Source organism: Streptomyces sp. NBC_00096 (assembly GCF_045041305.1).
Classification (GTDB): Bacteria; Actinomycetota; Actinomycetes; order Streptomycetales; family Streptomycetaceae; genus Streptomyces.
On record NZ_CP108221.1, the window covers coordinates 2067620 to 2088745 of the forward strand.

19 protein-coding genes and 2 tRNA genes are annotated in these 21126 nt (G+C 72.0%); 8 read left to right on the forward strand and 13 right to left on the reverse strand.

The window, feature by feature from the left end:
- Positions 1 to 34 precede the first annotated feature (34 nt).
- From OG904_RS08665 to OG904_RS08695, 7 genes are all read right to left on the reverse strand, one after another.
- Entirely contained in the window at positions 35 to 1045 is a 1011-nt protein-coding gene (locus tag OG904_RS08665; RefSeq protein ID WP_405489001.1) for a tetratricopeptide repeat protein, read from the reverse strand.
- A 126-nt stretch (positions 1046 to 1171) separates the two neighbouring features.
- Entirely contained in the window at positions 1172 to 2431 is a 1260-nt protein-coding gene (locus tag OG904_RS08670) for an HD-GYP domain-containing protein (protein WP_405489003.1), read from the reverse strand.
- The gene (locus OG904_RS08675) at positions 2428 to 4014 is read right to left on the reverse strand and encodes an HD-GYP domain-containing protein (RefSeq protein WP_405489005.1); all 1587 of its coding nucleotides are present in this window, start codon (positions 4012 to 4014) and stop codon (positions 2428 to 2430) included. Before OG904_RS08675 ends, OG904_RS08670 begins: the two co-directional genes overlap by 4 nt.
- 238 nt (positions 4015 to 4252) lie before the next feature.
- A complete protein-coding gene (rsrA, locus tag OG904_RS08680; protein WP_405489007.1) occupies positions 4253 to 4591 on the reverse strand; it encodes a mycothiol system anti-sigma-R factor in 339 nt (112 codons plus the stop codon).
- Positions 4588 to 5232, reverse strand: a complete 645-nt coding sequence (locus tag OG904_RS08685; protein ID WP_008741505.1) for a sigma-70 family RNA polymerase sigma factor — start codon at positions 5230 to 5232, stop codon at positions 4588 to 4590. Before OG904_RS08685 ends, rsrA begins: the two co-directional genes overlap by 4 nt.
- 277 nt (positions 5233 to 5509) lie before the next feature.
- The gene (locus OG904_RS08690) at positions 5510 to 6169 is read right to left on the reverse strand and encodes an alpha/beta family hydrolase (protein WP_405489009.1); all 660 of its coding nucleotides are present in this window, start codon (positions 6167 to 6169) and stop codon (positions 5510 to 5512) included.
- 49 nt (positions 6170 to 6218) lie between these two features.
- Entirely contained in the window at positions 6219 to 7034 is an 816-nt protein-coding gene (locus OG904_RS08695; protein WP_405489011.1) for an SOS response-associated peptidase, read from the reverse strand.
- Positions 7035 to 7087: 53 nt separating this feature from the next.
- Here OG904_RS08695 and OG904_RS08700 point away from each other — a divergent pair, with 53 nt between their 5' ends.
- The 4 genes from OG904_RS08700 (at position 7088) to OG904_RS08715 (ending at position 10735) form a co-directional block, all read left to right on the forward strand.
- On the forward strand, positions 7088 to 7801 hold the full coding sequence (locus OG904_RS08700; RefSeq protein ID WP_405489013.1) for a M50 family metallopeptidase: 714 nt from the start codon (positions 7088 to 7090) through the stop codon (positions 7799 to 7801).
- A 109-nt stretch (positions 7802 to 7910) separates the two neighbouring features.
- Positions 7911 to 9272 carry a 3-phosphoshikimate 1-carboxyvinyltransferase gene (gene aroA / locus OG904_RS08705; protein ID WP_405489015.1) on the forward strand — a complete coding sequence of 454 codons (1362 nt, stop codon included), beginning with the start codon at positions 7911 to 7913 and terminating at the stop codon, positions 9270 to 9272.
- 8 nt (positions 9273 to 9280) lie between these two features.
- On the forward strand, positions 9281 to 10291 hold the full coding sequence (gene rsgA, locus OG904_RS08710; RefSeq protein WP_405489017.1) for a ribosome small subunit-dependent GTPase A: 1011 nt from the start codon (positions 9281 to 9283) through the stop codon (positions 10289 to 10291).
- Positions 10292 to 10411: 120 nt separating this feature from the next.
- On the forward strand, positions 10412 to 10735 hold the full coding sequence (locus tag OG904_RS08715; RefSeq protein WP_328300718.1) for a multidrug efflux SMR transporter: 324 nt from the start codon (positions 10412 to 10414) through the stop codon (positions 10733 to 10735).
- Here OG904_RS08715 and OG904_RS08720 read toward each other — a convergent pair.
- Positions 10701 to 11294: a TetR/AcrR family transcriptional regulator gene (locus OG904_RS08720; protein WP_405489019.1), complete on the reverse strand. Its 594-nt coding sequence runs from the start codon at positions 11292 to 11294 to the stop codon at positions 10701 to 10703. The two genes, OG904_RS08715 and OG904_RS08720, sit on opposite strands and share 35 nt — an antisense overlap.
- 161 nt (positions 11295 to 11455) lie before the next feature.
- Here OG904_RS08720 and hisN point away from each other — a divergent pair, with 161 nt between their 5' ends.
- Together hisN and OG904_RS08730 are read left to right on the forward strand one after the other, a co-directional pair.
- A complete protein-coding gene (hisN, locus tag OG904_RS08725) occupies positions 11456 to 12268 on the forward strand; it encodes a histidinol-phosphatase (protein WP_405489021.1) in 813 nt (270 codons plus the stop codon).
- Positions 12269 to 12467: 199 nt separating this feature from the next.
- On the forward strand, positions 12468 to 12869 hold the full coding sequence (locus OG904_RS08730) for a cyclic nucleotide-binding/CBS domain-containing protein (protein ID WP_405497880.1): 402 nt from the start codon (positions 12468 to 12470) through the stop codon (positions 12867 to 12869).
- Between the two features lie 69 nt (positions 12870 to 12938).
- On the opposite strand, the gene OG904_RS08735 is transcribed toward OG904_RS08730, so the two are convergent.
- Entirely contained in the window at positions 12939 to 14390 is a 1452-nt protein-coding gene (locus tag OG904_RS08735; RefSeq protein ID WP_405489023.1) for a catalase, read from the reverse strand.
- Positions 14391 to 14537: 147 nt separating this feature from the next.
- On the opposite strand from OG904_RS08735, the gene OG904_RS08740 reads away from it, so the two are divergent.
- Positions 14538 to 14954: a Fur family transcriptional regulator gene (locus OG904_RS08740; protein ID WP_405489025.1), complete on the forward strand. Its 417-nt coding sequence runs from the start codon at positions 14538 to 14540 to the stop codon at positions 14952 to 14954.
- Positions 14955 to 15106: 152 nt separating this feature from the next.
- Here OG904_RS08740 and OG904_RS08745 read toward each other — a convergent pair.
- The 4 genes from OG904_RS08745 to OG904_RS08760 form a co-directional block, all read right to left on the reverse strand.
- A tRNA-Met gene (locus OG904_RS08745) sits at positions 15107 to 15180 on the reverse strand.
- Between the two features lie 69 nt (positions 15181 to 15249).
- Positions 15250 to 17169 carry a tetratricopeptide repeat protein gene (locus OG904_RS08750; protein WP_405489027.1) on the reverse strand — a complete coding sequence of 640 codons (1920 nt, stop codon included), beginning with the start codon at positions 17167 to 17169 and terminating at the stop codon, positions 15250 to 15252.
- A gap of 223 nt (positions 17170 to 17392) precedes the next feature.
- Positions 17393 to 17466: transfer RNA gene (locus tag OG904_RS08755), tRNA-Met, on the reverse strand.
- A gap of 52 nt (positions 17467 to 17518) precedes the next feature.
- Positions 17519 to 20395 carry a UPF0182 family protein gene (locus OG904_RS08760; protein WP_405497882.1) on the reverse strand — a complete coding sequence of 959 codons (2877 nt, stop codon included), beginning with the start codon at positions 20393 to 20395 and terminating at the stop codon, positions 17519 to 17521.
- Positions 20396 to 20543: 148 nt separating this feature from the next.
- Here OG904_RS08760 and OG904_RS08765 point away from each other — a divergent pair, with 148 nt between their 5' ends.
- Positions 20544 to 21116 (forward strand): PPA1309 family protein, encoded by a 573-nt coding sequence (locus tag OG904_RS08765; protein WP_405489029.1) that lies wholly within the window; start codon positions 20544 to 20546, stop codon positions 21114 to 21116.
- Positions 21117 to 21126: the final 10 nt, after the last annotated feature.

Below are 21126 nucleotides of genomic sequence, written 5' to 3' on the forward strand. Positions count from 1 at the left end.
GTACTGATGTGCCGGTACAGCCTACGGCCCCCGTTCAGCAGACTTCTTCGAGATCCCGCCACTCCCGGGTGTCCGGGCTGTCCGCGACCCATCCGTCGAGCAGTCCGCGCACCAGCCCGGGCGGCGCGGCGATGCCGCATTCTCGTTCGGGCACCCACAGGGACCCGGAGCCCGCCGTACGGTGCCCCAGCGGGCCGGGGTGGCCCGGTTCGCTGTGGTCGTGCGGGTCCAGGTGCTCTCCGTCGCCCTCGCCGCTCGGCATCGCGCTCTCCGAGCAGGTCCGGCACAGCAGCCGCACGGACGAGGACCAGTCCTCGGCGGCGAAGCCGGCGTCGGAGGCCAGCTGCTCCAGGGCGTTGCGGTCGGCCTCGGTGGCCGCTTCCAGGAGCACCACCCAGGTCGGTACCGGGGAGGGCGCCCACAGCTCGATCTCGTCGAAGACGGGGTAGGAGGGCCCGGCCGCCGTGATGCGTTCGCCGTGCGGGACCCCGTCGTGCAGGACGACCTCGCCCCAGCGCCGCCCCGAGGAGGGCAGCGGGATCGACAGGACCTCCATGCGGGCCGGGTCCAGCCGGCGGCCCCAGACCACCTCGGCCTCGCCCTCGGGCGACAGCCGTACGGCCGCGCTGCCGAGCTCCATGCCGACGGGTTCGCCGTGGGCGTGAGCGCCGCCGCCGCCCGCGCCGTGCGGGTCCCCCGGCACCTTCAGCCCGTACGCCTGCCACGCGCGGCGGGCCAGCGGCCAGTCCTGCAGCGCGGTCGCGGCGATCCCGACGTTCCACCAGTCCGGGGCGCCGGTCTCCCGGTCGAGCAGGGCCACGGCGCGCAGCCCGGCGGCCCGCGCCTGCTCCCAGTCGTGGCGGAACTTGTGGAGCAGCGCCAGGTTGAACCAGGACTCGGAGAGCCAGGGCTCCAGGTCCGCGGCTCTGGTCAGGAGCGCACCCGCGTCCTCGTACCGACCGTCGCCGATCAGCGTGAACGCGCGGTCGGTGGCCTGCCGCCACGAGGCGGAGGGTCGATGCCGTACCTTCCCGAAGATCCTCACGATTCCCGCCTGCCGACTGCTGCGGACACTCTTACCGGGTTCACTCTTCCCTGGGACACTCCTGCTGGGAACACTCTCACTGGCATCCAACCATGCCCACTCGGACGGCCGCTCATTACCCATGGGTTACCCAGGTGGGACGGGTACGACTCTGGCACGTCCGCCCCGGGCCAGCACCCTGGCGAGACACTCCACGACTTCCGGCTGGAAATCGTGCCCCGTGCCCAGGCGCAGCCGCTCCAGGGCCTCCAGTGAGCCGCCCGGGTGACGGGCGCCGCCGACGAGGTCGTCGTACGCGTTGACCGTGCGCACGATCCGGGCGGCGACGGGCTGCTCCCGGTACGGGTCCGCCTGCCGCTCCACGACCACCGCGACCTCGGCCGGCACCCCCGTCTGCCGGGCCACCTCCCCGCCCAGACCGGCGATCCGGCGGGCTTCGGCGGCGGGCAGCTCGGCGGTGGCCCCGGCCGGGACCGGGTCGACGAGGGAGAGCTGCCCGATGTCGTGCATCAGGGCGGCGTACTCCAGCACCGTGAGCTCCCGCTCCGAGAGGCCCAGCTCCCGGCCCACGGCGCAGCTGAGGGCGGCGACCCGGCGGGAGTGGCCGGGCCGGGTGTAGCCGGCGATCTCGGTGGCGCGGGCCAGGGAGGTGATGGTCTGGCGGTAGGTGGTGCGGATGGCGGTGATCCGGTGGAAGGACATCTGGGTCAGCAGCAGCGGCACGCTGAACACGGGCACCGCCCACAGCCCGGCTACGGCCACTCCGAGGGCCATGACGACCCCGGTGGCGCAGATCGCCGAGCCGATGCCGAGCTGGGCGCGCAGCTCGTCGCGGAGCAGCGGGCCGTAGGGCCAGCCGGTGCGGGCCGCGGAGAGGAGGGCGGCCAGGACGGCGTCGCACAGGGCGGTGAGGCCGAGCAGGAAGAGCAGGAAGAGCACGAGGTACGGGCCCTGGCCGACCCAGTCCTCGAGCCTGCCGGAGTTGTAGAGCGGCTGGAAGCAGACGGCGGCGAAGGTGACGGTCAGGACCCGGCGGGCCAGGTGGTCCAGGGCGGGGCCGCGGCCCCGGGCGATGTGCGGGACGATGCCGACGAGGGCGGCCGCGACGACGACGGCGACGATCTGCAGGACCCCGTGGTGGGTGGGCTGTCCGGCGTTCTGCCCGAGCAGGGCGTAGGCGAGGGCCCCGGCGGATCCGAGGGGCGCGGGCTGCTGGCGGGCGGCGTCCCCGCGGTCCCGGCGGGCCAGCTCGCCGATGGTGATCAGGGTGCCGAAGGCGAGGGCGATGCCGGGGTCGGCCAGGCCGTTCCACAGGGTGTGCCCGAGCGCGGCCGCGGTCAGCGCCCCGGCGGCCCCGCGCACGATCCCGACGACCCAGCCCCTCACGTCTGCGCCCCCGCGCCGCCCCCGCCGGCTCCGGCGGCCCCACCGTCCACGCCGAGCCCCGCCCGGCCCGGCTGGGGCCCGGCGCCGGGCTCGCCGGCCCGTCCGGCCTGGGCGGGCAGCCCGGCCAGCACCGAAGCGGCCCGGTCCCCGTCCGGCACCGCGGCGGGCCCCGGCCCCTGCCCCGGCGCCGCAGCGGCGGCACCGGCACCGGCACCGGCCGGGATCACTTGGAGGTCCTCCTCCGAGGTCACCTTCGGGCGCCAGCCGTCGCGGCCGATCGAGTCGACCAGCGCCCGCACCATCTCCGGGTCGAACTGCGCCCCCGCACACCGCTCGAGCTCGGCCAGCGCGACCGGAACCGGCCGGGCCCTGCTGTAGGACCGGGTCGAGGTCATCGCGTCGAAGGCGTCGGCGACGGCCACCACCCGGGCCAGCACCGGGATCTGCTCCCCGGTCAGCCCGTAGGGGTAGCCGGAGCCGTCCACCCGCTCGTGGTGGTGCAGGATCGCCGCCCGGGCCTCGCCCAGGAAGCCGATGCCGCGCACCATCTCGTGTCCGTACTCGGGGTGGAGCTCGATGATCCGGCGTTCCTCGGGGGTCAGCGGTCCGTCCTTGCGCAGCAGCCGGGTGGGGACGCCGAGCTTGCCCACGTCGTGCAGGATCCCGGCGATGCGGACGACTTCGAGGCGGTCCTCGCCCATGCCCAGCTCGCGGGCGATCATCGCGGAGGCCTGGCCGACCCGCTCGCTGTGGCCGCGCGTGTAGCGGTCCTTGATGTCGACGGCCTGGACCAGCGCCCGGATGGTGGCCTGGTGGGCGGCGCGCTCGCGGTGGTACTGGGCGAAGACCCAGCAGGAGATGTACATCGGCAGCAGGACGAGCAGTGCGGCGGGCAGTCCGTACGGGCTGCGCCACATGACGGCCATCATCAGCCCGGCGAGGCCGTGCACGCAGTGCGGGGCGAGGGACCGGGTCGGCAGGGCGCGCCAGGCGGTGGCGGCGGGCCGGCGCTCGGCGGCGGCCAGGATGCCGCCGTCGAGGGCGGTGAGCACCAGGCAGAAGGCGACGGCGGCGGCCGCGGCGGGCACCATCACGTACGGGAAGTCCGCGACCCAGGCGGCGGGTCCGTCCGGCCCGCCCCCTCCGCCGGCCCGCACCGGGCCGGTCCCGCCGGAGGAGCCCGCGCCCAGTGCCGCGGGCCCGCCCAGCACTCCGTAGACCTGCCCGGCCGTCCAGGCGGCTATCGCCTGCTGGGCCCCGTGCCAGGTGCGTCGGACCCAGGCGGGGCGGGCGGTGACGGTCCCGGCGAGGCCGCCGGGCAGGGCGACGAGCGCCGCGGCGGCCGGCGGCAGCAGGAACACGGCGGCCAGCACCACGGGGAAGAAGGAGCCGAGGCCCTCGGGCACGCGGCGGCCCATGAGCGGGCAGACCTTGACGAGTTCGCAGCCGAGGTAGAGCACGGCGAGCAGGCCGACGGAGGGCCACGGGGTGGCGGAATCGGCGAGGGCCGGGGCGGCGCACGCGAAGCCCGCGAGGACCGCGCACAGGATGTAGGCGCGCGCCACCGGCGGAAGTACCCGCATGGCGCTCTCCTCCCCCTGTGCCGTGCAAGCCAGGTACCGAATCAAACCAGTACCGAATGGGGAGAATAAGTGGGGCCGGGAGCGAGCTGGGCCACATTTTTGCATTGCGCCATGCGGACGCCCCCGGATTACCACCTTCGAGTGAAGGAACTGCCCTGCCGGGGGCGGCTGTTCGAGATGGTTCAAAAAGCGACTACTTCACCGGCGGACTCGACCCCACCGGTGAACTCGGCTGATTTCAGCCCGTCGCGGATCCCGGCACCGGTTCGGCGGCGGCCGGCTCGACCGGTCCGGCCGTGATGTCGTGATCCGGCACCGCCTGCCCCGAACGGATGAGTTCGATCCGGCCCATCACCTTCGAACGCAGGTCGGTCGGTACGTCGTCCGAGCCGCAGCAGCGCTTGACCAGCTTCTTCACGGCCTGTTCCAGGCCGTACTTCTCGAGACAGGGATTGCACTCGCCGAAGTGCGCCTCGAACTTCGTGCAGTCGCTGTCCGGCATCTCCTGGTCCAGGAACTCATAAAGGTGGTCCAGGACCTCCGAGCACTCCGTCTCGTGCGCATCTCCGCAGCTCATGAGCCCGAGCCTTTCAGGTCGTTCGACTCTCCCGCGCCGGCCGGGACGAGCCCGCGCTCACGGGCGTAGTCCTCAAGCATTCCACGGAGTTGACGGCGGCCACGGTGCAGTCGCGACATGACCGTACCGATGGGTGTACCCATGATGTCCGCGATCTCCTTGTACGCAAAGCCCTCTACGTCGGCAAGATAGACCGCGATGCGGAACTCCTCGGGAATGGCCTGCAGCGCTTCCTTCACATCCGAATCGGGCAGGTGATCGAGAGCCTGCGACTCGGCGGAACGCAGCCCGGTCGACATGTGCGACTCGGCGCGCGCCAGCTGCCAGTCCTCGATCTCCTCCGCCGCGCTGCGCTGGGGTTCGCGCTGCTTCTTGCGGTAGGAGTTGATGAAGGTGTTGGTCAGAATGCGGTACAGCCACGCCTTCAGGTTGGTGCCCTCGCGGAACTGGTGGAACGACGCGTATGCCTTCGCGTACGTCTCCTGGACCAGGTCCTCGGCGTCGGCCGGATTGCGCGTCATGCGCAGCGCGGCCGAGTACATCTGGTCGAGGTAGCCGAGGGCGTCCCTCTCGAAGCGCGCATTGCGCTCCGGGGTCGTCTCCTCCGCGTGGCCTTCGTCGGTCCCGGCGACAGGACCCACCTCCTCCGACTGCGTGGCGACTCCGAAAGCGGACCCGCTCGAATCGGAGAATAGTCGACCATCCCGGTCGCCCGCCGCCCGAACCTTGCCGCGCCCCGGTGCGGGCAGCACTGTCCAGTCCAGGTCAGCGGCCTGCGGGCGGTTCTGGCTGATGACCTGGGTCATGCGTGCCTCTCCTCCGACGTTCCTGTGCGTACCGACATCCGGGACAACAGGCGGCCGGGGCGGCGCATTCCCGGGCGGGGCACGGGTTTCGGACCTACGGCACGGACTTACGTCACACCGCGAGCCGGCCGAGCCACTCGGCCACCGCGCCGGTGATCACCTCCAGGGCCTCCTCCTGGGTCGGCCCCGCCTTCTTGGGCACGGCGAAGCCGTGATCCCCGTACGCCACCTCCACCAGCTCGTACGAGCCTGCGCGCGCTCCCCGCTCCGGGAACTCCTCCGGCCTCCCGAAGGCGTCGCGGCCGCCCTGGACCACCAGCGCCGGACGCCCGGCGCCCAGCAGCTCCTGCGCCCGGGACTTCTCCGGCCGGCCCGGCGGGTGCAGCGGGAAGGCCAGCGCCAGCACCCCGGCCGCGCCCAGCCCGGCGGCGGTCCGGCAGGCCACCCGGGCCCCGGCGCTGCGCCCGCCGGCGACCACCGGCAGCCCGGGCTCCGCGAGCGCGGGCCACAGGGCCTGCCAGCCGGCGTCCAGCACCTTGGGCGCGGCGGCGACCTTCTTCCCCGCGACCCGCCAGGGCTGTTCCACCAGTGCCACGGTGGTCCCCAGGGCGGGCAGGGCGGCCGCGAGGGCCTGGAGGTCGCGGGCCTCGATCCCGCCGCCGGCCCCGTGGCCGAGGGCGAGCACGAGGCGGGCCCGGCCCGCCGGGGCCGGGTGCCAGGTGATGCGGGCCTCGCCCGCCGGGGTGCCGACGCTCTCGGTACGGGTGCTCATGCCCCGATCATGCCGGTCCGGGGCTCCCGCCGGAGGGCCGCCGGGGCGGTCAGAACAGCGTGGCCTCCTCCGGCGCGGCCAGCTCCGCCAGCAGTTCGGGCCCGTTGTTGCGGACGTTGCTCGCGGCCGTGGACACCGGATAGGCGCGCATCAGCCCGCCGGGCGGCGGGGAGAGCAGGGCCTGGAGCTCGTCGGTGTCGGTCCGCGCCGGGTCCAGCCAGGCGTCCCACCGGTCCGGCGTGAGCATCAGCGGCATCCGGGGGTGGATGTCGGCGAGCGAGCGCGGGCCTTCGGCCGGGGCCACGCCCAGCGGTCCGGTCTCGGCCTCCGTGGTGATCACCGAGCAGGTGGCCCACCAGGCCAGGGGGTGCTCGTCGGGCAGGGTCCGGTCGCGCCAGAACTCGTATATCCCGGCCATGGCGAAGACGGCGCCGTCGGAGGGGAGGACGAAGTAGGGCTGCTTGCGGGCCCGCTTCTTCTTGCCCTCGACCTCCAGCAGGCGTTCGTCGTGGGCGGTGACCCACTCGTAGTAGCCGTCCGCCGGGATGATGCAGCGGCGCTGCGCGAAGGGGCGGCGGAAGGAGGGCTTCTCGGCGACGGTCTCGGCCCGGGCGTTGATCATCCGGGCGGCGCCGTCGGGATTCTGTGCCCAGGACGGGACGAGTCCCCATTTCAGGACCCTGAGCTGGCGAACCGGACGCGGGCTCGCGGCGTCTTTCAGTGGACGGTCGAGGATCACGTGGACCTCTTTCGTCGGGGCCACGTTCCAGTCGGGTGCCAGAGCCTCCTCCGGCTCCCACCGCTCCACGCCGAAGACCTCCACCAGGTCCTCCGGCTGACGACTCGCTGCATACCTTCCGCACATGGCTGCCACACTGCCATGGCACCCGACCACCACCGCAAGGAGTCCGCCACCTCATGGACAGCAGCACCACGGCCGGTCTCTGGGACCGGCTCACCGGCATACAGACGGCGCCCGACCAGTGGCTGGTGATCGCGACGGGCCTGGCGGCGCTGGCCGCCGTCGGCCCCCGGCCCGTGTGGCGGCTGTCGCGCAACGCGATCACCATCGCGCACGAGGGCGGGCACGGGCTGCTGGCCCTCCTGACCGGCCGGCGCCTGGACGGGATCCGGCTGCACTCGGACACCAGCGGGGTCACCGTCAGCCGGGGCAAGCCGACCGGCCTCGGGATGGTCCTCACCGCCGCCGCCGGCTACACGGCGCCCTCCCTGCTCGGCCTCGGCGGGGCGGCCCTGCTCTCCGCGCACCGGATCACGCTGCTGCTGTGGGCGGCGACCGCCCTGCTGCTGGCGGTCCTGGTGATGATCCGCAACGCGTACGGGCTGCTGACGGTGGTGGTGACGGGCGCCACCTTCGTGCTGGTCTCCTGGCTGGCCCCGGCCGACGTGCAGGCGGTGTTCGCGTACGCCGTCGTGTGGTTCCTGCTCCTCGGCGGGGTCCGGCCGGTCTTCGAGCTGGGGGCCAAGCGCCGGCACGGCGGAGCGCCCGACTCGGACGCGGACCAGCTCGGACGGCTCACCCACGTGCACCCGGTGGTGTGGCTCCTGCTCTTCCACGTGGTCGCGCTGTGCTCGCTCGTCGGCGGCGGCCGCTGGCTGCTGGCCCTCTGACCGGCCGCCGCCGAAGCAGGCAGGCACCCCGCACCGGCGGGCGTCCGCACGCCGAGACTCCCCCGGTGATCAAGATCTGTGGCCGTGGGAAGACACTAAAGTGGTGGCCATGACCGAGACCCCCGCTCTCCCCGCCCTCTGGCCCGCCCCGCTCGCCGACTCCGCCGTCCAGGCCACCGTCACCGTGCCCGGGTCCAAATCGGTCACCAACCGCGCCCTCGTGCTCGCCGCCCTCGCCTCCGAGCCGGGCTGGGTGCGCCGCCCGCTGCGCTCGCGCGACTCCCAGCTGATGTCCGACGCGCTGCGCGCGCTGGGCGTCGGCATCGAGGAGACCGTCTCCTCCAGCTCCGCGGGCGAGGGCGACAGCGGAGAGGCCTGGCGGATCATCCCGGCCGCGCTGCACGGCCCGGCCACGGTCGACGTCGGCAACGCGGGCACGGTCATGCGCTTCCTGCCGCCCGTCGCCACCCTGGCCGCCGGCGACATCCGCTTCGACGGCGACCCGCGTTCCTACGAGCGCCCCCTCGGTCAGGTCATCACCGCGCTGCGCACGCTCGGCGCCCGCATCGACGACGACGGCCGCGGGGCGCTGCCCCTCACCGTCCAGGGCGGCGGGGCCCTGGAGGGCGGGACCGTCGAGATCGACGCGTCCAACTCCTCGCAGTTCGTCTCCGCGCTGCTGCTCTCCGCCCCGCGCTTCAACCAGGGCGTCGAGGTCCGGCACGTGGGCACCAACCTGCCCTCCATGCCGCACATCCGGATGACGGTGGAGATGCTGCGCGCGGCGGGCGCCCAGGTCGACACCCCGGAGTCCGGCGGCGAGCCGAACGTGTGGCGGGTCGCGCCCAGCGCGCTGCTCGGCCGTGACCTGGTCGTGGAGCCGGACCTGTCCAACGCCCAGCCCTTCCTGGCGGCGGCCATGATCACCGGTGGCACGGTCACCATCCCGGACTGGCCGCGCCGCACCACGCAGCCCGGTGACGCGCTGCGCCGGATCTTCACGGAGATGGGCGGCTCCTGCGAGCTGACCGACGCCGGCCTGGTCTTCACGGGCACCGGCAAGATCCACGGGATCGACGTGGACCTGGGCGAGGTCGGCGAGCTCACCCCGGGCATCGCGGCGGTCGCGGCACTGGCCGACTCCGAGTCGGTGCTGCGCGGTGTCGCGCACCTGCGGCTGCACGAGACGGACCGGCTCGCGGCGCTCACCAAGGAGATCAACGGGCTGGGCGGCGACGTCACGGAGACCGCGGACGGTCTGCGGATCCGGCCGCGCCCGCTGCACGGCGGCACGTTCCACACGTACGACGACCACCGGATGGCCACGGCCGGCGCGGTGATCGGCCTGGCGGTGGAGGGCGTGCTCGTCGAGAACGTGGCGACGACCGCCAAGACCCTTCCGGACTTCCCTAAGATGTGGACGGACATGCTCGCGCGGGCCGAAGCGGCGCCGGCGGGCGTGGGAGCGTAGGGCCGGTCATGCGCAGGTACGGCAAGCACACCGACGAGGACGACATCCGCCAGCGGCCCAACCCCAAGGGCAACCGGCCGCGGACGACCATCCGCCCCAAGCACGAGGACGCGGCCGAGGGATTCGTCCTGACCGTGGACCGCGGCCGGCTCACCTGCCTGGTCGACGACCGCCCGGTGCACGCGATGAAGGCCCGCGAGCTGGGCCGCAAGGCGGCGGTGGTCGGCGACCGGGTCTGGATCGTCGGCGACCTGTCCGGCAAGAAGGACACCCTCGCCCGCATCGTGCGGATCGAGCCGCGCAAGTCGGTGCTGCGGCGCACGGCCGACGACGACGATCCCTACGAGCGCATCGTCGTCGCCAACGCGGACCAGCTGGCCATCGTGACGGCGCTGGCCGACCCCGAGCCGCGGCCCCGGATGATCGACCGCTGCCTGGTGGCGGCGTACGACGCCGGGCTGGAGCCCCTGCTGGTGCTGACGAAGTCCGATCTGACCTCCGCGGACAAGATCCTGGAGATCTACTCGACCTTCGGCCTGAACTACGTGGTCACCAACCGGGAGGAGCTGGCGGCGGGCGACGCGGCCGAGCGGGTGCGCGAGCGCCTGACCGGCCGGATCACGGCCTTCGTCGGCCACTCGGGCGTCGGCAAGACCACCCTGGTCAACTCGCTGGTCGCCGAGGGCCGCCAGCGTGCGACCGGCGTGGTCAACGCGGTGACCGGCCGCGGCCGGCACACCACCACCTCGGCGCTCGCGCTCCCGCTGCCGGGCGGGGACGGCTGGGTCATCGACACCCCGGGCGTTCGCTCCTTCGGCCTGCACCACGTGGACCCGTCCCGGGTCATCCTGGCCTTCCCGGAGCTGGTGCCGGGTACCGAGGGGTGCCCGCGCGCCTGCAGCCACGACGAGCCGGACTGCGCGCTCGACAAGTGGGTGGAGGACGGCCACGCGGATCCCGCGCGGCTCTATTCGCTGCGGCGGCTGCTGGAGACGAGGGAGCGCCGCGAGGGCGACTGATCCATGGCCGATCTTCCGGCGGGGTTTGCCGTACGGGATGTCTGGTAAATGCATAATCGCACCAAGTGGCGCGAGGGCCGATGCCGAGAGCGCGCCGCATGACGCGGGGAGGCATGTGCCATGGCGTGGCTGTTGGTCGTGGTCGCCGGAATCCTGGAAACGGGATTCGCGGTCTGCCTCAAGCTCTCGCACGGCTTCACCCGGCTGTGGCCGACCGTCGCCTTCGCGTGTTTCGCGCTGGGCAGTTTCGGTCTGCTGACGCTGGCCCTGAAGAAGCTGGACGTGGGGCCGGCGTACGCGGTGTGGACCGGCATCGGGGCGGCCGGGACGGCGATCTACGGGATGATCTTCCTCGGTGACCTGGTCTCCACCCTCAAGCTCGTCTCGATCTCGCTGGTGATCCTCGGGGTCATCGGGCTCCAGCTCTCGGGCTCGGCACACTGAGGCCCGTCCCGCCCGAGGGGCCTAGCAGCTGGAGCAGCGCCGCGGAGCCCGGACCGGGCCGGTCTGCCGGGGCGATCAGGTAGGACAGTGCGAGCCGCACGGCCAGCTCGCAGCGGACGGCCCCCTCCCCCGGGGCGAAGGCGGCGTCGGCCCGCTCGCGTACGGCGCGCACCAGCTCGGCGGGCCCGAGGGCGGGCAGCCCCGGCCGGACTCCCCGGCCGGCCGGCACGGGTAAGTTGCCGTTCCAGCACCCCGTCAGCAGGGCCCGTACGAGGGCGCGCTCCCCGGCCGCCCGGCCGGTCCACTCGACGACCGCCGCCAGGCGTTCGGCGGACGCGCCCGTGGAGGCCAGGGCCCGGTCCACTCCGTCGAGGTACCAGGCGGCGTCGCGCCGGACCAGGGCGTGGCCCAGACCCGTCTTGCCCGCGAACTCGTTGTAGAGGGTCTGCCGTGAGACCCCGGCGGCGGCCGCCACGTCGACCATCCGCACGGCCGGCCACGGGCGCGCCGAGAGCGCCGCTCCTGCCGCTTCCAGCAAGGACTCCCGGGCCGTCGGCACCGTCGCCTCCCCCTTTGACGTCTCCGCCAGAGTTGACGGACCGACAGATCCTGTCAAGGGTCCGCGTAGGGCCCCGGCCGGACCGGCGGGCCGCCGGCCCGGCGGTGGACGCACGGTGGACGCCGCTCGCAGGGGTTCGGGCGCCTCGGTAGGGTTCGGGCATGCCCGAGTATGACGATGACCTGCGCCTTGCCCTCGAACTCGCCGACGCGGCGGACGCCGCCACGATGGAGCGGTTCCGCGCCCTCGACCTGAAGGTCGAGACGAAGCCCGACATGACCCCGGTGAGCGAGGCCGACACCGCCACCGAGGAGATCATCCGGGCCGGGATCTCCGCCGCGCGGCCCTCCGACGCGATCCTGGGCGAGGAGTACGGCCTCAAGGGCGACGGCCCGCGCCGCTGGGTCGTGGACCCGATCGACGGTACGAAGAACTACGTGCGCGGGGTTCCGGTCTGGGCGACGCTGATCTCCCTGATGGAGGAGGACGCCCACGGGGTCTTCCGGCCCGTCGTCGGCGTGGTGTCCGCCCCGGCGCTGGGCCGCCGCTGGTGGGCGGCGCGCGGCCAGGGCGCGTACGCGGGGGGCGCGCTCGGGGCGACCACCGCGCTCGGCGTCTCCAAGGTCGCCTCCCTGGGCGACGCCTCCTTCGCCTACTCCTCGCTGAGCGGCTGGGAGGAGCAGGGGCGGCTGCCCGGCTTCCTTGACCTGACCCGCGCGTGCTGGCGTACGCGGGGCTACGGCGACTTCTGGCCGTACATGATGGTCGCCGAGGGCTCGCTCGACCTGTGCGCCGAGCCGGAGCTGAACCTGTGGGACATGGCGGCCCTGGCGGTCGTGGTGGAGGAGGCCGGCGGCCGCTTCACCGCTCTGGACGGAGCGGACGGCGTACACGGCGGCAACGCGGCGGCGTCGAACGGGCTGCTGCACGAGCAGATGCTGGACCTGCTGGACCCGCTGCGCCCGCGCGGCTGACCGGAGCGGCCGGCCCGCGCGGCGGGCCGCGCCGGAGCCGTGCGCCCGTCCGCACCCAGCGCGCCCTCTTGATGACACTCCGTGTCCATGGGAATCTGGGACTCCTCCGCTTGTGCGCTTGTGAAGGGCTTCTCTAAGTGCGGGCCCGCACCGGCGCACCCCACCCGAGCGGAGGGACTCACAGGAGGTGTCTCTCTTCATGCTCGTCCGCGACGCCATGAGCACCGTGATCCTCACCCTCGGACCCACACACACCCTGCGTCAGGCGGCCTGCCTGATGTCCGGCCGGCGCGTCGGCGCGGCCGTCGTCCTCGATCCCGAACACAGCGGCATCGGCATCCTGACCGAGCGCGACATCCTCAACTCCCTCGGCGCGGGACACGATCCCGACCGGGAGTCCGTGGGTGCGCACACCACCAACAACGTGGTGTTCTGCACCCCGGACGCCACCGTGCAGGAAGCCGCCGAGGCAATGGCACACGGCGGCTTCCGTCATCTGATCGTCCTGGAGCACGGCGGCCCCGTGGGCATCGTCTCCGTACGGGACGTCATCCGCTGCTGGGCCCCGGCGCGGCGCGGCGCGGTGCCCGCCACGGCGTAGGAACAGCCGACGGGCCGGCGCCCCCTCACGGGAGCACCGGCCCGTCGGCCCGCTACGGCAAGCCGTCGATCAGCCGCGAAGGGCCTGGACCGCGGCCTCCAGACGCTTGCCGAAGTCGCCGTCCGCCTGGCGGAAGTTGTTGATCGCGCGCTCGACGATGTCGTCGCGGGAAACCTTGGCGATGAAGCCGGACAGGTTCTCGACCAGACGGGTCTTCTCGTCCTCCGAGTACAGGCGGTAGAGGTTGCCCGCCTGGACGAAGTCGTTGTCCTCGGAGTGCGAGGGCGCGGCGTGGTTGCCGGTGCCGCCGGTGACCGCGGAGGAGACCCACAGCGGACGGTCCGTCTGGTACGGGCCGCCGAAGCTGTTGGGCTCGTAGTTCTTCGCGCCCTTGTGGCGGCCGTCGTACAGGTGGCCGTCGCGGGAGTTGGTGCGCGCCTCGGTGGCGTGCGGACGGTTCACCGGCAGGTGGTCGGCGTTGATGCCGACGCGGTAGCGGTGGGCGTCGCCGTAGCCGAAGAGACGGCCCTGGAGCATCTTGTCCGGGGACGGACCGATGCCGGGGACGAAGTGCGCCGGGGAGAAGATCGACTGCTCGACCTCGGCGAAGACGTTCTCCGGGTTGCGGTTGAGCTCCAGCTTGCCGATCTCGATCGGCGGGTAGTCCTCGTGCGGCCACACCTTGGTGAGGTCGAACGGGTTGAAGCGGTACTCGGCCGCCTCGGCCGCCGGCATGATCTGGACCTGGACGGTCCAGGACGGGAACTCGCCGCGCTCGATGGACTCGCGCAGGTCGCGCTGGTGCGAGTCGGGGTCCTCACCGGCGAGCTGGTTGGCCTCGGCCTGGGTGAGGTTCTTGATGCCCTGGTCGGTCTTGAAGTGGTACTTGACCCAGAAGACCTCGCCGGCCTCGTTGTTCCACTGGAACGTGTGCGAGCCGTAGCCGTTCATGTGGCGGTAGGTCGCCGGGATGCCGCGGTCGCCGAACAGCCAGGTCACCTGGTGGGTGGACTCGGGCGACAGACCCCAGAAGTCCCAGACGTTGTCCGCCTCCTGCGAGCCGGTGTACGGGTCGCGCTTCTGGGTGTGGATGAAGTCGGGGAACTTGATGGCGTCCTTGATGAAGAACACCGGGGTGTTGTTGCCGACGAGGTCGTAGTTGCCCTCTTCGGTGTAGAACTTCAGCGCCCAGCCGCGGGGGTCGCGCACCGCGTCGGCGCTGCCGAGGTTGCCCGCGACGGTGGAGAAGCGCAGGAAGGTCTCGGTCTCCTTGCCGACCTCGGACAGGAACTTCGCACGGGTCCACTGCGAGACGTCACGGGTCAGCGTGAACGTGCCGTACGCACCGGCGCCACGGGCGTGCACCACGCGCTCCGGGATGCGCTCACGGTTGAAGTGCGCGAGCTTCTCGAGCAGCAGCTGGTCCTGGACCAGAACGGGTCCGCCGATGCCGGCGGTCTCGCTGTTCTGGTTGTCAGCGACCGGAGCTCCGGCCTCCGTGGTGAGCGGTCCCTGCGTCACGTGCGCCTCCTGCGTAAATTTGCTGCAAATCCTGTCCTGTCCTAACGTAACCGATCCTACGATGGACTTTGTCTAAGTCAAGTAAGCATCCAACTCGACACTGATTCGGGAGTTACACCGAATCCCCTCGCTGTTAGGCTGGCATGCATGAGTGACCTGCTGGAACGACTTCGCGGACGCGGATGGCGCATGACCGCACAGCGGCGCGTCGTGGCCGAGGTGCTCGACGGTGACCACGTTCACCTGACGGCGGACGAGGTGCACGCGCGCGCCGTGGACAGGCTGCCGGAGATCTCCCGCGCGACCGTCTACAACACCCTGGGCGAGCTCGTCAGCCTGGGCGAGGTCCTGGAGGTTTCCACGGACCGGCGCGCCAAGCGGTACGACCCGAACGCCCACCGGCCCCACCAGCACCTGGTGTGCGCCCGGTGCGGGGCGATCCGCGACGTCCACCCGGCGGGCAATCCGCTGGCCGACCTGCCGGACACCGAACGCTTCGGCTTCGTGGTGTCGGCGGTCGAGGTGACGTACCGCGGGGTGTGCCCGAACTGCGCGGGGGCCTGAGCGACGCGCGGGAGCCCGACGAACTGCACGGGAGCCCGACGAACGCGAGAGGGGCCCGGGAGCGATGCTCCCGGGCCCCTCTTCTTTGCGCTCTTGCGACGGAGAACGACCGAAGGCCCGGATCCAGGGGATCCGGGCCTTCGAGCCTTCAGTAGCGGGGACAGGATTTGAACCTGCGACCTCTGGGTTATGAGCCCAGCGAGCTACCGAGCTGCTCCACCCCGCGTCGGTAAACCCGACTCTACGCGAGGCCCGCGAGCAGATGCAAATCAGTTAACCGGCTCCTGGCGCAGCCCTACGCGGACAGCTCCTCGGCCAGCGCCTCGCGCAGCCGCGCCGCCCGCTCCGAGACCTCCGCCGGGCCCAGTTCCATGGCCCGTACGCACCACTTCTGCCCCTCCGTCAGATCTCCCTGCCGGGCCGCGAGCAGGCCCAGCCGCAGCGCCGCGCGGCCGTGCCCGGCCACCGCCGCCCGGGTCCACCACAGGGCCGCCTCGGGCTCGTTCCCCTCGCGCGCCAGCAGCAGTCCCAGGTTGAACGCCCCGTTGCGGGAGCCGGCTTCCGCCGCCTCGCGGTACCACCGCGCGGCGGCCGCCAGCTCGCCCCGCGCGGCGGCCAGCATGCCGACCCGGACCTGCGCCCGCCGGTGCCCCAGCTCCGCGGCCCGCTCGTACCACTCCTCGCTCTCGGTGCGCGCGGCTCCGCCCACCGGCTCGCCCAGCGCCACCGGCTCCGGCGGCGGGGCCAGCGACTCCAGCAGCGCGGCCAGCCGGAAGGCGGCCTCCGCGCTGCCGCCGCCCGCCGCGCACCGCAGGTGGCGTTCGGCCGCCCGCTCCTCGCCGTCCCGGACCAGCGCGATGCCGACCTGGAGCGCCGCGTCGGTGTGTCCCGCCGACGCGGCCCGCTCGTACCACTTCAGCGCGGTGCGGTCCTCGTCCCGGCTGGCGAAGAGGATCCCGAGGTTGAACGCGGCGTCCACGCTCCCGGCCTCGGCCGCCTTGGAGAACCACGGCTCCGCGCCCTCCGCGTCCCCGCCCTGGAGCAGCAGGATGGCCAGCGCGTTGGCCGCCTCGCGGTGTCCCGCGTAGGCGGCGCGCCGGTACCACTGCTCGGCCGGTCCGGTCCGCTCCTGCGCGGCGCACAGCAGCGCGAGGTTGTACGCGCCGTTCTGGTCGCCCGCGTCCATCGCGGCCCGGTACCACTTCTCCGCGGTCTGGGTCTCGCCGCGCGCGGCGTGCAGCGCGCCCAGGGCGTTCGCCGCGTTGCCGTCGCCGTCCTGGGCGGCCCGCAGCCACCACGTGGCCGCGTTCTCCTCGTCGCCGGCGTCGCGCAGCAGGAAGCCGAGCGCGCACGCCGCCCGCGGCTCGCCCTGCTTGGCGGAGGTCAGGTACCAGCGCCCGGCCTCCTTCAGCTCCCCGCGCGCTTCCAGCAGCGCGCCCAGGTGCAGCCCGGCGCGCCGGTGCCCGCGTGCGGCGGCCTGCCGGTACCACTGCTCGGCCTCGGCCGGGTCGCCCTTCCTCAGGTGCCGTGCGAGGCGGTACGCGGCCTCGCGGTGCCCCTGTTCGGCGGCGGCCCGGAACCACCGCTCGACGCCCTTGTCGCCGCGGTGTTCCAGCAGGTCGGCGAGGCCGTAGGCCCCCAGGGCATGGCCTGATTCCGCCGCCTGGCGCATCCAGTACTCGGCGGCGGGCTCGTCGCCCCGCTCGCGGTAGTGGCGGCCCAGGGCGTGGGCCGCCGGGGCCGATCCGGCCACGGCCGCGACGCGCCACCAGCCGGCGGCCTCCTCGGGGTAGCCGCGCTGGTGCAGGAGCACGCCGAGGTTGTTGGCGGCGGCGCGGTCGCCCGCCCCGGTCGCCCCGCGCAGGTACGTCTCGGCGCCCGTGAGGTCGCCGCGGCGCAGCAGGAGCGCCCCGAGCACGCTCATCGCGCCCGGGTCCCCCTTGTCGGCGGCGGCCCGGTGGCGGGCCTCCAGCTCGGCGTCGCTGGCCGCGTCGGTCAGCGCGAAGGCCGCGTCGTCGAACATCGCGTCGGCCGACACGTCCAACACGTCCCGCGTGGTCGGCGCGGCCGCCGGGGTCCGTACCGGCCGCGTGGTCATCGCGGTCTGCACGTCAACAGCCTGAGCCGCCCCATCGGCCTCCGCGTTCGATTCGGACTCCGCCCTCACAAACCGCCCTGTCTCCAGCAGAGTTGACCTGTCCCCCATAAATCCCATCGTCGCATCACCTGCTACCCGCGTACACCTGGTATGTCGCAGTCAGTGAGGTCACTACAGCGTTTTGTCGACATGCCCACAGAGAGACAAGTCAAACACGCCCGCGCCCCAACTCACCCACCCCAGTGACTCGCGTCGGCGAAAACCACAGTTGGTGGGGAAACGCGACCGCCCCGGACATGACGAAGGCCCGGATCCATCGGATCCGGGCCTTCGTCTTCAGTAGCGGGGACAGGATTTGAACCTGCGACCTCTGGGTTATGAGCCCAGCGAGCTACCGAGCTGCTCCACCCCGCGTCGGTAGAACCACAGTAGCACGACACGGGGTGGAGCCATTACCGCCTTACCGCTAGCCGGCCGGCTTGGCCGCCGTCAGCTTCGCCTCGGCGTCACTCGCCCGGTTCAGCGCCGCCTGCAGGTCGCTCTGGGCCTTGCCGTACGCCGCCCAGTCGCCGGCCTTGAGCGCGTTGCCGGCGTCGTCGATCGCCTTCTGGGCGTCGGCGAGCGCCGCCTTGACCGTCGGGTCCTGGCCGGTCGGCGGCGTGGTGGTGCCGTCGCCCGGCGGGGTCGTCGTGGGCGGCGTGGTCGCACCCTCGGCCCCGAACACCACGTTCAGCGCCTTCTCCAGGGTGTCCTCGAAGGCCGTCTGGTCCCCGTAGGTCACCAGGACCTTCTTCAGCAGCGGGTACTTGAGCCCGCCACCGCGCACGTACACCGGCTCGACGTAGAGCATCCCCTTGTCGAGCGGGACCGTGAGCAGGTTGCCGTACTCCACCTGGGAGTCGCCCCGGCTCAGGATGTTGATCTCCTGGGCGATCTCCGGCTTCGAGTTGAATCTCGCCTGGACGAGCTTGGGGCCGTCCACCGGGTTCTGGGTGGGCAGCTTCAGCAGCTGGATCTTGCCGTAGTCCGCGGTGGTGGGATCGGCGTTGACCGCCATGAAGGCGCTCAGGTTGTCACGGCCGTTCGGCGTGAGCGTCGTGGTGAGCGAGAAGGCCTGGTCGGGATCCTTCTGGCCCGGCATCTTCATGGAGAGGTAGTACGGCGGGACCGCCGTCCCCGCCTTGGTGGTCGGGTCGTCCGGAACCGCCCAGACCTCGCTGCCGCTGAGGAAGGTCTGCGGGTCGGTGACGTGGTACCGGGTCAGCAGCTCACGCTGGACCTTGAAGAGGTCCTGCGGGTAGCGCAGGTGCTCCATCAGGGCCGGCGAGATCTCCTTCTTGTCCTTGACCGTCCCGGGGAAGGCCTTCATCCAGGTCTTGAGGACCGGGTCCTTGGTGTCCCACTGGTACAGCTTCACCGTGCCGTCGTAGGCGTCGACGGTGGCCTTGACCGAGTTGCGGATGTAGTTGACCTGGTTCTCCTGCGCCACCACCGCGCGCTGGGAGTTGGTCAGCGAGTCCGCCGTGCTGTCCCCGAGCTGCGTGCGCGAGGCGTAGGGGTAGCCGTTGGTGGTGGTGTAGGCGTCCACGATCCACTGGACCCGGCCGTCGATCACCGCGGGGTACACCGCGCCGTCGATCGTCAGCCACGGGGCGACCGCCTCGACCCGCTCCTTGGGCGTGCGGTTGTAGAGGATCTTCGAACCGTTGCCGATGGCGCCGGAGTAGAGGATCTGCGGCTCGCTGAAGGCCAGGGCGTACGCGGCCCGGTTGACCGGGTTGCCCAGGCTCACCCCGCTGTCGCCCTTGTAGGTGGTCTCCTTCTCGCCCGAGTCGTTGGCGTAGTCGAGCTCCTTCTGCGGTCCGCCGACGATGGAGTACTGCTTCGTCTGCTCGCCGTAGTAGATCCGCTGCTCGTACGTCCCGAGGTCGCCCTGTGCCGGAAGGCCCGACTCGGTGAACACGGGCTGGCCGCCCGGGGCCACCTCGGTGCCCTTGGCCGCGACCACTCCGAACCCGTGGGTGTAACGGAAGTGGTCGTTGATCCAGTTGTTCTTCGGGATGCCCGCGAGGTTGATCTCACGGAGACCGATGACCGTGTCCTGGCCCTTGTACCGGTCGACCGCCAGCGTGGCCGGGAAACCGTAGTAGCCCTTGTTCTGCTGGAGCTGCTGGAAGGCCGGGGACACGATGTTCGGGTCGAGGAGACGGATGCTCGCCGTGGTGTTGGCCTCCTGGCGGAGCACCTTCTTGTCCGCCTTGGGATCCGGCAGACCCGGGTAGTCCGTGACGGAGGCGTCGGCGACCCCGTAGGCGTCGCGCGTCGCCTTGATGTTCTTCTGGACGTACGGGGATTCCTTGGCCTGCTCGTTCGGCTGGACCTGGAACTTCTGCACGATCGCCGGATACAGCCCGCCGATCAGGATCGCCGACAGGACCATCAGGCCGAAGCCGATGACCGGCAGCTGCCAGGTGCGGCGCCACAGCGTCGCGAAGAACAGCAGCGCGCAGATCGCGGCGATGGCCACGAGGATCGTCTTGGCCGGCAGGTACGCGTTGGCGTCGACGTAGCGCAGGCCGGTCCAGTTGTCCGCGGCCTTGAAGTCGCTGGACTTCACGGCGAGGCCGTACCGGTCGAGCCAGTACGCGACCGCCTTGAGCGTGACGAACAGACCGAGCAGCACCGACAGGTGGCCGGTCGCCGCGGCGGTGGCCCGGGCACCCGGGCTGGTGACGCGCAGTCCTCCGTAGAGGTAGTGCACGACGGCGGCGGCGATCACCGAGAGCACGACGGCGGCGAAGCCGAAGCCGAGCAGGAAGCGGTACCAGGGCAGGTCGAAGGTGTAGAACGACACGTCCAGGTTGAACTGGGGGTCCTTCTGCCCGAAGGGCACCCCGTTCACATACATCAGCCAGGTCTTCCACTGGCCCGCCGCCGAAGCGCCCGCGATCAGGCCGACCAGCGCGGCGATGCCCAGCAGCAGCCACTTGCGGTACGGCGCGACGCTCATCCGGTAGCGGTCGAGGCTCTGCTGCTCCATCGACATCGCGCTGAGCGGCGGCCGCAGCCGGTGGGCCAGCCAGATGTTCAGCCCGACGGCACCGGCCATCAGCAGCCCGAAGACGGCGAAGAGGCCGACCTTGGTCCACAGGGTGGTGGTGAAGACGGAGGAGTAGTCGACGGAGCGGAACCAGAGCCAGTCCGTCCAGAAGCCGGCGAACATGATGAACGCCATGGCGAGGACGGCCAGCACGCCCAAGGTCATCAGAAGAGTCCGGGCACGCCGGGACGGGCGGCCGACTCTCATCCGTGGCCCGGAGGGGCCTCCGCCGCGGTCCGGCATCTGGAAAGCCAAGGTGCGCACCTCGAAAGTCGCTGTGTGTAAGTGATGCTGAGATTTCTTCAAAGCATGGGCCCCCGATCGTAGAGCCCACTCATGCAACTTACTGAGGCTTTAGTCAGTTCCCGGTATCCGGTGCAAAGGAGGCAGGATGTTGTCCATGTCCAACCTTTCGCCGTCCCCCGGCACCCCAATGGCGGCAAGCCCGCTGACCCGTGCCGTCCTCGAAATCGACGAGTACGCCTCCACCCTCGGCTGGGACAAGCCCGCCCGCCTCTTCGCCCTGGTCGACACGGCCAGGCTGCGCAAGGAGGCGCCGGGCGTCGCCCGCCAGCTCGGCCTCGACCAGGACGACACGGGCAAGAACCAGCTCACCCCGATCGAGCAGGACGAGGTGCCGGCCGGGACCCCGCTCGACAAGTTCCTGGGAACCATCGCCTGGCCCCCGTCGATCCTGGGCTGCGCGCTGACCGTGGAGCGGCTGATGCTGCCGCCGTCGGCGGAGTCCTCCGTGCCGGACGGGCTGACCGACAAGCAGCTCGCCAAGTGGGTCGCCGGTCACCCGGAGCGCCAGGAGGTACGGCTGACCGTGGGCGTCCTGCGCAACGGCTCGCGGGAGTCCGCCGTACGCCTGCGGGACAAGGACTCGGCGAACGAGGTGCTGACCGGCGCGACCCTGGTACCGGGGCTCGCCGAGGCGCTGGCCGCGACCTTCCTCGACTAGGCGGCGCGGG